10 protein-coding genes and 1 pseudogene are annotated in these 14,039 nt (G+C 68.7%); 1 reads left to right on the forward strand and 10 read right to left on the reverse strand.

From position 1 onward, the window contains the following. Positions 1-22 precede the first annotated feature (22 nt). The 7 genes and pseudogenes from F4553_RS18775 to F4553_RS18805 all read right to left on the reverse strand — a co-directional run bounded on the left by F4553_RS18775 (position 23) and on the right by F4553_RS18805 (position 7,896). Positions 23-673: a DUF4272 domain-containing protein gene (locus tag F4553_RS18775; RefSeq protein WP_184840879.1), complete on the reverse strand. Its 651-nt coding sequence runs from the start codon at positions 671-673 to the stop codon at positions 23-25. Positions 674-708: 35 nt separating this feature from the next. After that, positions 709-1,986, reverse strand: coding sequence for a thymidine phosphorylase (locus F4553_RS18780; RefSeq protein WP_184840881.1), 1,278 nt, complete (start codon positions 1,984-1,986; stop codon positions 709-711). Positions 1,987-2,117: 131 nt separating this feature from the next. After that, positions 2,118-2,486: pseudogene (locus F4553_RS18785) on the reverse strand (cytidine deaminase); the annotation flags it as partial. Further along, entirely contained in the window at positions 2,486-3,760 is a 1,275-nt protein-coding gene (locus F4553_RS18790; protein WP_184837809.1) for an ABC transporter permease, read from the reverse strand. The pseudogene F4553_RS18785 and the gene F4553_RS18790, both read right to left, overlap by 1 nt. A gap of 2 nt (positions 3,761-3,762) precedes the next feature. Then, positions 3,763-5,130, reverse strand: coding sequence for an ABC transporter permease (locus F4553_RS18795; protein WP_184837811.1), 1,368 nt, complete (start codon positions 5,128-5,130; stop codon positions 3,763-3,765). Further along, positions 5,127-6,662, reverse strand: a complete 1,536-nt coding sequence (locus F4553_RS18800; RefSeq protein ID WP_184837813.1) for an ABC transporter ATP-binding protein — start codon at positions 6,660-6,662, stop codon at positions 5,127-5,129. Before F4553_RS18800 ends, F4553_RS18795 begins: the two co-directional genes overlap by 4 nt. Positions 6,663-6,843: 181 nt before the next feature. Further along, a complete protein-coding gene (locus F4553_RS18805) occupies positions 6,844-7,896 on the reverse strand; it encodes a BMP family lipoprotein (RefSeq protein WP_184840883.1) in 1,053 nt (350 codons plus the stop codon). 372 nt (positions 7,897-8,268) lie between these two features. Here F4553_RS18805 and F4553_RS18810 point away from each other — a divergent pair, with 372 nt between their 5' ends. Further along, positions 8,269-9,159 (forward strand): DUF559 domain-containing protein, encoded by an 891-nt coding sequence (locus tag F4553_RS18810; RefSeq protein ID WP_184837815.1) that lies wholly within the window; start codon positions 8,269-8,271, stop codon positions 9,157-9,159. Positions 9,160-9,911: 752 nt separating this feature from the next. Here F4553_RS18810 and F4553_RS18815 read toward each other — a convergent pair. The 3 genes from F4553_RS18815 to F4553_RS18825 form a co-directional block, all read right to left on the reverse strand. Next, positions 9,912-10,259: a hypothetical protein gene (locus F4553_RS18815; protein WP_184837817.1), complete on the reverse strand. Its 348-nt coding sequence runs from the start codon at positions 10,257-10,259 to the stop codon at positions 9,912-9,914. Between the two features lie 70 nt (positions 10,260-10,329). Further along, positions 10,330-11,727, reverse strand: a complete 1,398-nt coding sequence (locus F4553_RS18820; protein WP_184837819.1) for a M36 family metallopeptidase — start codon at positions 11,725-11,727, stop codon at positions 10,330-10,332. Positions 11,728-12,171: 444 nt separating this feature from the next. After that, positions 12,172-13,992: a glycoside hydrolase family 13 protein gene (locus F4553_RS18825; RefSeq protein ID WP_246466406.1), complete on the reverse strand. Its 1,821-nt coding sequence runs from the start codon at positions 13,990-13,992 to the stop codon at positions 12,172-12,174. Positions 13,993-14,039: the final 47 nt, after the last annotated feature.

Raw genomic sequence — 14,039 nt, forward strand, 5'->3', positions numbered from 1 at the left:
GACGATCTTGGGGGAACCGGGGTCAGGTGGAGAGGTCGATCTCTTCCCAGCCGAGTTCGGGCTCCTGGTAGGGGCCGTCCAGCACGACCGCCCACTCCAGCCCCCAGCGCCGCTGTCCGATCGCCGACGACCCCAGGTGCCCGGGCGTGTCCACGCCGTAGGTCTCGGATTCGATGAAAGCCCAGTCCAGGCAGTAGTAGAGGTCCAGCACCGCCGCGACGAGGGCGGGATCCCGGGGAGCGGGCAGCGTCCGCGCGCGCCACTCCTCGAACGTCTCGTCCGTCGCGAGGTTGGGCAGCAGCGCCGACTGCGGATCGGGCGGGCCGGTCGGGTCCAGGCGCTTGCCCGTGCCGAGCACCCAGGTCAGCGACGCGACAGCGTCCAGGTGCAGCGCGAACGACCGGTGATCGCCCTCGCTCTTGGTGATGAAGGCCCACTCGGGGTCGGTGACGTCGTCGACGAGCGCGTTGGTGGTGAGCCAGTCGACGGCGAGCTCCGGCGGCATCCCGAAGCAGCGTTCGAGCGTCACGTAGAGGATCGCCGCGCGTGCCTCGATCTCCCGGGTGGGGCGCAGGCTGACCTGGTCGCCCGGCTCCCAGACCAGCGGATAGGTCGGCGGCGGCAGCGGCAGCCCCAGCCGGGTCAGCTCTTCGATATTGGCTGCCCGGGTCAGGACCGGATCGGGTGCGGGGACGGTCGCCACCGGCGTCAGGCTACTCGCTCGATCACCAGCGGCCCGAGCGACGGTGCCGACTCCGCGATCGTGAAGGAACCCCGCGCGTCGCTCAGGGCCGCGGGGATCCGGCTCGCCTCGTCGGTACGCAGCTCAGCCAGCACATCACCCTCGCTGACCCGGTCACCGGGGCGCTTGTGCAGCACCACCCCGGCCGCAGCGCTCACAGGGTCCTCCTTGCGGGCCCGGCCGGCTCCGAGACGCCAGGCCGCCAACCCGATGCCCATGGCGTCGACGGCGGCGACGGTGCCGGCGTGCGGTGCGCGTACCACCTCGGTTTCGGATGCGACAGCGAGCCGTGCGTCGGGGTCGCCACCCTGCGCCGCGATCATCTGGCGCCACTTGTCCATGGCCCGGCCGTCGCGCAGGGCGTCCGCCGGATCGATGCCGGTGATCCCGGCGGCGCTGAGCATCTCGCGAGCCAGCGCCAGGGTGAGCTCGACGATGTCGGCGGGGCCGCCACCGGCGAGCACGTCGAGCGACTCCTGCACCTCGACGGCGTTGCCGATGGCGAGGCCGAGCGGAGTGGACATGTCGGTGAGCAGGGCGACCGTGGTAACGCCGTGCGCCTTGCCGAGTTCGACCATGGTCGCGGCGAGCTCGCGGGCCTGGTCGAGGGACTTCATGAAGGCGCCGGTGCCGACCTTGACATCGAGGACGAGCGCTCCGGTGCCCTCGGCGATCTTCTTGCTCATGATCGAGCTGGCGATGAGCGGGATCGCCTCGACGGTGCCGGTGACGTCGCGCAGGGCGTAGAGCTTGCGGTCGGCCGGGGCGAGACCCTCGCCCGCCTGGCAGATCACGGCGCCGACCTCGCCGAGCTGTCGGATGAACTCGTCGTTGGAGAGCGCTGCTCGCCAGCCCGGAATCGATTCCAGTTTGTCCAGCGTGCCGCCGGTATGCCCGAGGCCGCGGCCGGACAGCTGCGGTACGGCGCCGCCGCACGCGGCGACGAGCGGCGTCAACGGCAGAGTGATCTTGTCGCCGACCCCGCCGGTGGAGTGCTTGTCGACGGTCGGCGCGGCGACACTGCTCAGGTCGAGCCGCTCCCCCGATGCGATCATCGCGCCGGTCCACCGGGCGATCTCGGCTGCGTCCATGCCGCGCAGCAGGATCGCCATGGCGAGCGCCGACATCTGCTCATCGGCGACGACGCCCTTGGTGTAGGCGTCCACCACCCAGTCGATCTGCTCGTCGGAGAGCCGGCCACCGTCCCGCTTGGCCCGGATGATGTCCACCGCCGCGAAGCCCATGCCGTCCCCCATCCTCATCGTCCTGTCACGTTGTGCAGCAAAGCGTGCCCTCGCGCGTCAAGATGGCCACGTTTTGCTGCACAACGTGACCCGGGGCGTGGAGAGCTAGCCGATCATGTCAGGTGGTCCGGGCCGAACGCGCCCGGGAGGAGCTCACCGATGGTCGTCGAACCCTGCTCGGTCTCCACCCGCAGCTCGGCACCGCCGTGCTCGAAGAGGAGCTGCCGGCAGCGCCCGCACGGGGTCAGCGGCAGCCCGCCGCCATCGACGCAGCTGATCGCGACCAGCCTGCCGCCGCCGGTCTGGTGCAACGCGCTGACCAGCCCGCACTCGGCGCACAGGGTCAGGCCGTAGGACGCGTTCTCGACGTTGCAACCGGTGATGATCCGGCCGTCGTCGACGAGCCCGGCGACCCCGACGGGGTATTTGGAGTAGGGCGCGTACGCCTTGCCCATCGCACCGATCGCGGCCGTCCGCAGCACCTTCCAGTCGATCTCCATCAATGCCCCTTGAGATAGGGCTTCCCGTCCGCGGCGGGTGCGCGGACGCGCCCGACGAGGCCGGCCACGGCGATGATCGTCGCGATGTAGGGCAGCATCGCCAGGAACTGGCCCGGGATCGGGCTGGAGATGCCGCCGAGATAGGCGGTGAGCGCGTTGAAGAAGCCGAAGAACAGCGCGGCGAGGAAGGCTCCGATGGGGTGCCACCTACCGAAGATCATGGCGGCGAGCGCGATGAAGCCGAGGCCGGACGACATGTTCTTGTTGAAGCTGTTCGTGGCGAGCAGCGTGAAGTAGGCACCGCCGACGCCCGCGATCAGTCCCGCGCCCAGCACGTTGACGTAACGCAGGCCGAGCACCCGGACACCGACCGTGTCGGCGGCGGTCGGGTGCTCGCCGACGGCCCGCGTACGCAGACCCCAGCGCGTCTTGAACAGCCCGAAGTAGAGCACCGCGACCAGCACGAAGGCGCCGTAGGTGAAGACGTTGCCCTTGAAGAGCGCCGGGCCGATGATCGGGATGCTGCTGAGCCCGGGGATCTCCCACTCCGGCACCCTCGGCGCGAGGTTGTAGGAGGTCGAGTCGGTCCGCATGAACTGCTCGTAGAGGAAGCCCGTCAGGCCCGCCGCGAAGACGTTGAGCACGATGCCGATGACGACCTGGTCGACGAGGTAGCGGATGGCGAAGACCGCCAGGATCAGCGCGATGATCAGACCACCGATCATCGCCGCCGCGAGTCCCAGCCAGACGCTGCCCGCGATCGAGCCGAAGAAGGCGGCCATGAACGCGCCCGCGAGGAACTGACCCTCGATCGCGACGTTGACCACGCCGGAGCGTTCGCAGAGCACACCGCCGAGCGCCCCGAAGATCAGCGGGATCGAGAGGTCCAGCGTGATCTGGGCGACGCTGCCGACCGGCATGAACTGGATGCCCGTCGGGGCCACCGAGATCTGCCAGCAGAGCGAAGAGATCAGGAACGCCGCGAACGAAACCCCGGTGAGTACGCCGAAATGCCGTCCGAGCAGCAGCAGGATCGCCCCGGTGGCGAGCGCGATGAAACCGAAGAGGATCGCGCCGACCTTGCCGTTGATGTTGATGCCCGCACCCTCACCGGTGACACCGAAGGTGAAGCGGACGACGGAGCTGCTGGCGAGGGTGCCGAAGACGAGGATCGCGATCAGGCCCATCGCGGTCAGCACCGCACCGGTCTTGCGTGCTCTGGTCCAGTAGTCGACGGGTACCTCGACCGCGCCGGTCACAGTGGTCGTGGTCATGCTCACCCCTTCGCCAGGCCGGCGTGCGCGGCCACGCTCGGCGACTTCCGCAGCCGGAAGAGGGCCTTGACCAGGATCGGCGCGGCCACAAAGATCACGATTAGTGCCTGAATGACGGTCACGAGCTGCTCGGAGACGCCGGTGGTGGCCTGGAGGGTCTTGCCACCCGCCTGGAGCGCTCCGAAGAGCAGCCCGGCCGCGACGACGCCCCACGGCTTCACCCGGCCGAGCAGTGCGACCAGGATGCCGTTGAAGCCGATCTGGCCGACCACGTCGTTGGTGATGGCGAAGGGGACGCCGCTGCCGAGTGCGGCGACCGTACCGCCGAGCCCGGCGAGCGCCCCCGCGAGTGCCATCGTCAGCGCCAGCGTGGCGCCGACCTTGATGCCGGCCGTCCGCGCCGCGTCGGGGTTGTAGCCCACCGCCCGCAGCTCGAAGCCGAAGGTGCCCCGCTTGAGCAGCCAGGAGATCCCGGCCGCGGCGAGGATCGCCAGGATGATGCCGATGTTGGCGCGCAGCGACGGGTCGAAGATCTGCGGCAGCCGCGCGGACTCCTTCGCCGCCTTGCTGATCGCGTCGGGGATCTTCGGTTCCTTGATGCCCGGCTGGATGATGAACCAGGCCAGGAAGTAGAGCGCGATGTAGTTGAGCATGATCGTCACGATCACCTCGTGCGCCCCGGTGCGGGCCTTGAGCAGGCCGACGAGGTATCCGTAGAGCCCGCCCGCGAGCGCACCCGCGACCACCGCCGTCAGCACGTGCAGAACCGTGGGGAGCGAGAGCGCGAAGCCCACCGCGCCACCGGCGATCGCACCCATGATCGACTGGCCCTGGCCACCGATGTTGAACAGGCCCGCCCGGAACGGGATCGCCACGGCGAGGCCGGTCAGGATCAGCGGCGCGGCGTAGGTCAGCGTCTCCGAGATCGGGTAGAGCGCCGCCTGCCAGGTCGCCAGGTCCCAGTACCACCGGTTGACGACATCCGGGTCCAGGATCGAACCCTTGAACAGCGAGCCGTAGGCGGTGCCGATGAAGTCGAAGGTCGCCGAGAGCGTCTCGCCCGGCTGGTAGAAGAAGTAGCTCCACTGCTGCCGCAGCTCGGCGTTGCCGACGATCATCAGCAGGCCGCCGAAGAGCATCGCCAGCACGATCGCGAGCAGCGTCACCGTCACCGCGTTGTCGGCCCAGAGCTCCTGGCGGACGGCTGCCCAGAAGGTCGGCTTCGGCTCCTCGGGGGCGGCGGCCGGCGTACTCGGAGCATCGCCGGGGTGACCGGCGACGACCTCGGGCTGCACCGCGTCGGGGTGCGGGACGTACTGGTGCTGATCCTCGGGGCGCTGCGCGCGCTCGTCAGGCTCGCGGTCGGTCATGAGGACACCTCGCTGGTTATGCCCGCCATCAGCAGACCGATCTCTTCGCGGGGGGTGTTGGGCGGCACGATGGCGATGACCTGGCCTCTATACATGACCGCGATCCGGTCGGCCAGGGCGAGCACCTCGTCGAGCTCGCTGGAGACGACGAGCACCGCCGCGCCGCCATCGCGCTCGGCGATGATCCGCCGGTGGATGAACTCGATCGAGCCCACGTCGACACCGCGCGTCGGCTGGGCCACGACCAGCAGCTTCACCGGGCGCGACATCTCGCGAGCCACGATCACCTTCTGCTGGTTGCCGCCGGAGAGCGTGCCGACCGCGTGCCCCGACGAGCGGGTACGGATGTCGTACTGCTCGATGCGCTCAGCGGCGCCCGCCTCGATCGCGGCAGGCTTGAGCGAGAAGCGGGAGCCGAAGGGCGCCTCGTCATAAACGTCGAGGACCAGGTTCTCCGCGACGGAGAACTCCTTGACGAGCCCGTCCACGCCGCGGTCCTCGGGTACGTAACCGACCCCGGCCCGCAGGATCTTCCTCGTCGGCCAGCCGGTGATCGGCTCGTCCACGAGGAGGACCTGGCCGGCGAGGACGGGGCGGAGCCCCATGATCGCTTCGACCAGCTCGGTCTGCCCGTTGCCCTGGACGCCGGCGACGCCGAGGACCTCGCCCGCGCGTACCTGCAGATCGACACCCGAGACCGCCTGGTGCAGCCGGTCGTCGGCGACGACGAGGCCGACGACGTCGAGCACCGCAGCACCCGGCTTGGCGTCGTCCTTCTCGACCTGGAGGATCACGTCGCGCCCGACCATGAGCTCGGCGAGCTCGCTCTGCGGCGCGGTGGGCGGCGCGGTGCCGACGGTCTTGCCGCGCCGGATCACCGTGATCCGGTCGGCGACCGCCTTGACCTCGCGCAGCTTGTGGGTGATGAAGACGATGGACTTGCCGGTCGCTTTGAGCGCGCGCATGACCTCGAGCAGCTCGTCGGTCTCCTGCGGCGTCAGCACGGCGGTCGGCTCGTCGAGGATGAGCAGGTCGACATCGCGGGTCAGCGCCTTGACGATCTCGACCCGCTGCTGGATGCCGATCGGCAGGTCCTCGACGATCGCGTTGGGATCGACCGGCAGGTTGTAGCGGCCGGAGACCTCCTCGACCAGCTTGGCCGCTTTGCGCCGGTCCAGCACACCGCCTGCCTGCGTGGGCTCGGCGCCCAGCATGACGTTCTCCGCGACGGTGAAGACGGGGATCAGCATGAAGTGCTGGTGGACCATGCCGATGCCGGCCGCGATCGCGTCGCTCGGTCCCTTGATCTTGATGGGCTTGTCGTCGACGAGGATCTCGCCCTCGTCCGGCTGGAGCAGTCCGTAGAGGACGTTCATCAGCGTGGACTTGCCCGCGCCGTTCTCGCCCAGCAGCGCGTGGATCTCGCCGGGCTCGACGGTGAGGTCGATGTGATCGTTGGCGACGAGGTCACCGAATCGCTTGGTGATGCCGCGCAATTCGAGTTTCAGCGTGACCTCCTGTGTCGCGTCCACACCTCGGGACGACCCGAGGCGCTCTCATTCTGGGCCATCGAGGGGTATGTGCGCTCCCCCGATCGTCGACAAAATCGGCCGCCCCAGGTCGGCTCATGGAACCGTTTCCGGGGCGGCCGGTGGTACATCGGCCTCTAGCGGATGATCTCACCCGTCAGACGACCGCGTGACCCGAATCAGGTCACTTGGGCTGAGAAGGAGACTCAACCTTGATCTTGCCCGAGATGATGTCGGCCTTCAGCGCCTCGACCTCGGCCTTGAGGCCGGCGTCGATCTTGCTGTCGAAGTCGTGGTACGGCGCGAGGGAGACACCCTTGTTGGCGAGCGTGCCCTTGAAGCCGCCGGTCAGCAGCGTGCCCTTCTGGGTGGCGGCCTTGCCCAGCGCCTCCTTGACACCGTCGGTCATGTTCTTGACCACGGTGGTCAGCATGACCGAGCCGTAAGGCGTGGTGGCGAAGCCGTCGGCGTCGACCCAGATCACGGCGTACTTCGTGCCCGCGTTGGCGGCGGTGCCGAGGCCGGTGCCACCGGCGACCGGGAAGATCACGTCGGCGCCCTGGGCGACCAGCGTGTCCGACTGCTTCTTACCAGCGGTCTGGTCGGTGAAGGTGTTGGCGAACAGACCCTTCTGGGTCGCCTTGTCCCAGCCCAGGAGCTGAACGTTCTTGCCCTTGACCTCGTTGTACTTCTTGATGCCGTCGGCGAAGCCATCCATGAAGATCGTCACCGGCGCGATCGGCAGACCGCCGTAGGTGCCGACCTTGCCCGTCTTCGAGAAGCCCGCGGCCAGGTAGCCGGCGAGGTAGGCCGCTTCCTGGGTCTCGAACTCCAGCGGGTAGACGTTGGGCAGACCCGGGTTCGAGTCGACGATCGCGAACTGCTTGGCCGTGTTGGCCTTGGCGACCTTGGCCGTGGCCTCGGTCATCAGACCGCCGACGGCCTGGATGTAGTCACAGTTCTTGTTCACCAGGTTGGTGAGGTTGGGCTCGTAGTCGGTCAGCGCGTTGGAAGCAACGTTGCTGGTCTTGATGGCGCTGTTCGCGGCCTTGGCCGCCTCCATGCCCGCCCAGGTAGAGGCGTTGAAGGAGTGGTCGTCGATGCCACCAGTGTCGGTGACCATGCAAGCGTTGTAGGCAGTGCCGGCGGTCGCTCCCGGCTTCGCTTCCTCAGGCTTGCTACAGGCCGCAGCGGCAAACGCCAGGCCGGCCGTGGCGACAAGCGCCACGATCTTCATCCCACGCACAGGGCGCAAGACGGTCTCCTCTCCCATTAAGACACCGCAAACTTGCGGTGAATCCACGGACGGGAGATTACCGCTCTCCCTGCCCAATAGCGGATCATCGTGCACGGTTGTTGAGCACCCGTTATGCCCGCGTGACCGCCAGGTGTAGTTGGTCACTCAAGCGTTCACACAATCGGCGCTCATTACGTACCAAGATCCTGCACATTCCGGAAAAATACGCCCACCGGCCGCCTTGATCGCGCACTTTCCCGGAAACTGTCCCCTCGTGACCAGCCCGAGGGGCATATTTCGCGGAAACAGCGCGATCTTGAGGGTTATCCACAGGGGGTTGTTCTCGTCCGCGCAGCGGACGAGGGTAGGCGAGTGCCTCGTGTCGCTGTTCGGCCCCGGGAACTCACCGGCCGCATCTTCTCCGCCCGGTCCGCCCTCCAGCGTGGACTGCTCACCCCCGCCGACCTGCACAGCACGGCCTGGCAGCGGCTGTTCCGAGGGGTCTATGCCGACCGGGCGCTCACCATCACGCACCTGCTCCGGGTCCGAGCCGCGGCCAAGCACCTGCTCCCGGCCGACGCCGTCATCGCGGGCCGCTCCGCCGCCTACCTGCACGGCGCCGACGTCATCCCCGACGATGACCCCGTCGAGATCATCTCCCCGAGATCGTTCGGCCCCATGCGCGGGATCCGCAGCCACCTCGGGTCCGTCGCCTCCGACGAGACGGCGATCGGTCCGCTCGGTCTCCCCGTGACCACACCCGTGCGTACCTGCTGGGACCTGGCCCGCTGGCTGGACACTGTCGAAGCCGTCGTGATCATCGACATCCTCGCCGCCAAGCACGTCGTCACCATCGGCGAGCTCAAGGCCCACGCCCTTGCTCAGGCCGGCACCCGCGGTTGGCTGCGCCTGAGCAAGGCCGCCGACCTCGCCGACGCCGGCTCCGAGTCACCCCAGGAGAGCCGCCTGCGAGTCGGCCTCGTCCGGTCCGGCGTCCCCCGACCCGTCACCCAGCACGCGATCTACCAGGACGGGACCTTCATCGCGCGCGTCGACCTGGCCTGGCCCCAATTCAAGATCGCCATCGAGTACGACGGCCAGTGGCACATCGCCACCGCCCAGTTCCACAAGGACCGGCGTCGTCTCAACGCGCTCCAGGCGGCGGGTTGGATAGTGCTCCACGTGACGTCGGAGCGCTTGCGCAACGACCTCCCCGGCGTGGTCGCCGAACTCCGCGCCGCCATCGCCACCCGCAAGCCCTAGCCCTCACATCGACGCACCCGGAAGCGTGGCGAGCAGGGAGGCTGCGCACCGCGGCAAGCTCACGTCCCGCACGTGGACAAGCGGCACGCCAGACAGGCATAACGTATGGACAGCCACTCCAGCAGCCACCACATGTGGACAAGCACCCTGTGCCGGCCCCCACATGTGGACAAGCACCGCGTGTGGACAAGCATCGCATTGCAGCGTGCAACTCACGCCGCACACCCGCACACCCGCACACCCGCACACCCGCACACCCGCACACCCGCACACCCGCACACCCGCACACCCGCACACCCGCACACCCGCACACCCGGCGATGATCGCGTTGTTTCCCGGAAATATCGCGAATCTTGGTCACGCGAAGGGCCCATTTCCGGGAAAGTGCACGATCAAGAGCGCCGCGAGCTGTGTGCAAACCACCCGACGGAAGCGCTCACCCCACCCCACCTCACGCCGCAACGGCATGATCGCGCTGTTTCTCGGAAGCAAGCCCTACCCAGGCAACGCGAGGGGACTACTTCCCGGAAACAACACGATCACGACGCGCGCAGCGACGGCACAACCAGCACCCCGAGCAGCGCACGCACCACCCGCAAGGACCGCCCACCCCACCCCCGCCCACCGCGCCAGAACGGCATGATCGCGCTGTTTCCCGGAAACAAGCCCTACCCAAGCAACGCGAGGGGACTATTTCCCGGAAACAACGCGATCATGAAGCGCACGAGCGGGCGCAGAAAGCGCTGCGGACCTCAGCGCCAGAAGACGGCCACCGCAGCATTGATCAGGGTCATCGCGATGATGCCGATCAGGTGCTGCTTCGCGATCTCGTCCTTCTTCCGCACAGACCACACCGCGCCGAGGATCAGCAGCGCGATCACGGCCTTCACCGCGAGCTTCGCCGGCTCAGGCTCATGCCCGGCAGAACGCAGCGGCGCGGCGAGACCGATCCCGGTGATGACCTGGATCAGCGATCCCCACAGCATCGCCGAATTGATCTTCAACTTGCCGGAGACGAGCTGAACGATCGAGCCGCCCAGGAGCAGGCCGAACCCGATCAGGTGGCAGTAGAGCAGTACCTCACGAATGAACTCCTTCACGCGGGGAGCATACGACGCGTGGAGCCGGCCGGGATCGGCCGACTCCACGCGCAGATACCTACCGCATCGATCAGATGAAGCCCCGCGCGTGCAGTGCCGTGGTGCAGGCGGCTGCGGCGGCAGCGCCGTAGAGGGCCTGCGCAGCAGCCACGATCTTGTTGGACGCGGCCGTGAAGGTGGTGTTGGGCGCGAAGCTGAACTGCGCCTCCAGGATGATCCGGTCGGCCTGGACCCGGCCCAGCGCGTTGAAGATGTCGAACAGGCCGCGCGACCAGATCTCGCCGTCGTCGTGCACCTCACCGGCGACGTCACCGGGGTAGACCTTGGTGCCGTCGACCCGCCGCAGGCAGTGCGGCACGGTGCTGGTGTAGGAGACGGCGTCCCAGTCGGCGATGCAGGCGAGCGGCGTCGTCGCGGTGTTGGCGCTGACCGCGCTCGACATGGAGTACGCCCAGTAGTCGCCGAAGCCTTCGCCGATCGCACCGGACTGCGCACCGGAGCCGAAGCCGGGGACCTGGTCGTCCTGGATGGCGTGGCCGTACTCGTGCCAGATGACCTCGGCGTCCTCGGCGTCGTCGACCCCTCCGGTACCGAAGGTGAGCCGGTCGGTCGACGGGTCGTAGAAGGAGTTGTCATCGGTGAGCCCGGTGGTCTTGTAGACCTGGGCGGAGTTGTTGACGTCGGTGAAGCCGAGGCTCTGGATGTACTCCTGCGAGCGGGTCAGGTGGTAATAGACCATGACCTGCTCGAACCCGGCCTGCGAGCGGTTGTAGTTGAAGACGTTGGTGGTCGAGGTGACGGCACTCGCGCTCGCGTTGCTCGCGTAGGCGCCCTTGAGCTTGCCACCGGCGTTGAGCTGGGTGAGCGTGACCGTCGAGTACGCGGGGGCGAACACCGCCGAGTTGGCATTGCTCGCGTCCTTGAGGGACTCGTTCTGCAGCGTCACGACCGGATTCGGGTTGAAGACCTTGCCGCTGCCGTTGACCTTCTTGATGAGCGACTCGGATCGGATCACGGCACCGGACCGGGCGTCGACGAGCAGTTCGCGGGAGTCGTTGCCGGTGTCGAGGAGGACCCGCCACGCGAGCACCGCCTGCGCGCCGGGGACGACGACGAGCTGCGAACGGGTGACCTGCCCGCCGTCGCGGGTGATCGCGCTGGCCCGGGCCCGGTCGGCACCGACTGCGGCGAGCGGGGTCACGTCGCCGTTGACCGCGAGCCGGCCGTCCTCGGTCGTGACCGCGCCGGAGCGGGTCTCGGTGTGCTTGACGAGGAAGCCGCCGAGCACCGGCAGTCCCCGGTAGGTCTGCTGGAACCACTGGTGGTCGCCGAGGAGGGAGTGCTTGACGGTGACGAGGGTGAGCCCGTCGGGGACGGCCGGGGCTGCGGCGGCCGGCGCGGCGCTGAGACCTGCGGCGATGAGTGTCGCGCCGGAGATCAGCGCGGTGAGACGAGATGCTGGCGTCATGACCGGATCGTAGTGACGCATTTCCATGAATGTAAATAAGAAGATCCGCCTGCCGCCGGATGCGGGAGGCCCACGCCGCCCGCCGAACTCGCGGGTCGCGGGTCGCGGGTCGCGGGTCGCGGGTCGCGGGTCGCGGGTCGCGGACCATGGCCGCCCGGCCACAGCCCGCGAACCGCGACCCACAGCCCGCAACCCGCGACCCCGAACCGCAAACCGCGACCCACAGCCCGCAACCCGCGACCCCGAACCGCGACCCGCGACCGCGAACCGCGACCCGCGACCCGCAAACCGCGACCGCGACCGCGAACCGCGACCCACAGCCCGCGAACCGCAAACCGCGACCCACAGCCCGCGAACCGCGACCCGCAACCCGCGACCGCAAACCGCGACCGCAAACCGCAAACCGCGACCGCAAACCGCAAACCGCGACCGCAAACCGCAAACCTAGACCAGCCGCCAGATCTGCGCCGACGCCTCCGACACCGCCGGCAGCACCCCATCAACCAGGTCGACCCCGCCGAAGAGCGCCGTACCCGAGCCCAACCCCGGCAGCGCCACAGCATCACCCGCACCACGCCGCACCGCGACGAGCACGGTCTCGGTCGCGGTCTCGCGCAGGAACGCCAGCACATCCGCCGAGACGTAGGCCCAGCGCAGCCCGCCCGTCCGCAGCGCTTCGCACGACCGGCGCAGCCCGAGCAGCGCCCTATAGGCGGCGAGAATCGACTCGTCGCGGTCGCCGGGACGGTTCCACGGCATGGGGGTACGCGAGCTCTCCCCGTTCCACCCCGTCAGCCCGAACTCGCTCCCCGCGAAGATCATCGGCGGACCGGGGAGGGTAGCCTGCAACGCCACGGCGGCGATCTGCCGGGCGTTGGAGCCGGTCACGGTCCTGATCCGAGCCGCGTCGTGCGAGTCGAGCAGCAGCCAGGAGTGCTGCAGGGACCGCCACGACACCCGGCCGCCGAAGGCGCGGATCGTCGCGTAGGCCGACTCACCACCGCGGGCCGGGATCCCACCGGGCACTCCCATGAACTCGGCAGGCGTGTCGGGACCGGCGAGCCAGGTCCAGACGGGCCGGGTGAAGCCGCCGTAATTCATCGTGCCCTGCCAGCCGTCCCGGTCCAGGTCACTGGTCGAGTCGTGCATGTGCTCGGCGACGAACATCGCCTCGGGCGCGGTCTCGCTCAGCGCCGCGCGCAGGTTCGCCGCGACCTCGTGGGTCAGATCGTCCGTGCGGTATCGGCCGGTCATGTTGGCCACGTCGACGCGCCAGCCGTCGAACATCGGCAGCCAGCGACGCAGCACGCCGATCATCCGCTCCCGGGTCAGCTCGGCGTTCCAGTTGAGTTTGGGCAGGCTGCGTACGCCGTTCCAGGAGACGTAATCGCCGTCGGGCGACCAGTAGAACATCGCCCGCTCGGGTGCGTCGGGATCGGCGAGCGCGGTCGTGAACCACTCGTGACCGGCGCCGCAGTGGTTGGTGGTGATGTCGCCGACGAGCCGCATCCCGCGAGCGTGCACGGCGTCGGCGAGCCGGCCGAGCGCCTCGTCGCCGCCGAGCAGCGGGTCGACGGCGTCGAAGGTGGACGCGTCGTAGCGGTGGTTGGAACGGGCCGGGAAGATCGGCGTGAGATAGACGGTGTCGGCACCGAGGGACTCGATGTGGTCGAGGTGCTCGATGATGCCGTCGAGGTCGCCGCCGAAGATCTGCTCGGCGGTCCCGGGCCCGCGCCCGATCACCGGCGTCGTGTCCCAGTCGCAGGCGATGGCCCAGTCGGGCAGCTCACGGCCATCAGCGGCGGCGGAGCGGGCGAACCGGTCGGGGAAGATCTGATAGATCACCGCGTCGCGGACCCAGTCGGCCGGCGCTTCATAGGTGGCGATCCGGAAGTCGGTCGCGTCCGGGAGGTCGTGGTCGAGCAGGCCCGCCGCGGTCAGCCACAGCGGCTCGCCGTCGGGCCGCCGCAGGTAGAACCGGTAGTGCGTGACCGGGTTGTGCAGCTCCAGCTCCACCCGCCACCAGGTGTCCGGTTCGCCCGCGGAAGATCCGCGCAACTCTTGAAGAGTTGCGGCGATCGTGGGGTCGGGCACAGCCTCCAGGAATCGCGGTTCGCCGTCGACGGTCGTCCGCGCGTGGACGCTCACGACCAAGAACTCGGCGGGTACGCGTACCCACAGGCTGATCTTGTCGCCGGGCGACGGCCGCGCGTCGGAGACGTAGAGCGAGGAGCCGTCGTGGTGGGGTTCGTGCAGCAGATACATGGGTGCCCCCTCCGGAGCGTGTAGCGACACATTGCCCCGGAGGGGGT

It is taken from the genome of Allocatelliglobosispora scoriae (assembly GCF_014204945.1).
Classification (GTDB): domain Bacteria; phylum Actinomycetota; class Actinomycetes; order Mycobacteriales; family Micromonosporaceae; genus Allocatelliglobosispora; species Allocatelliglobosispora scoriae.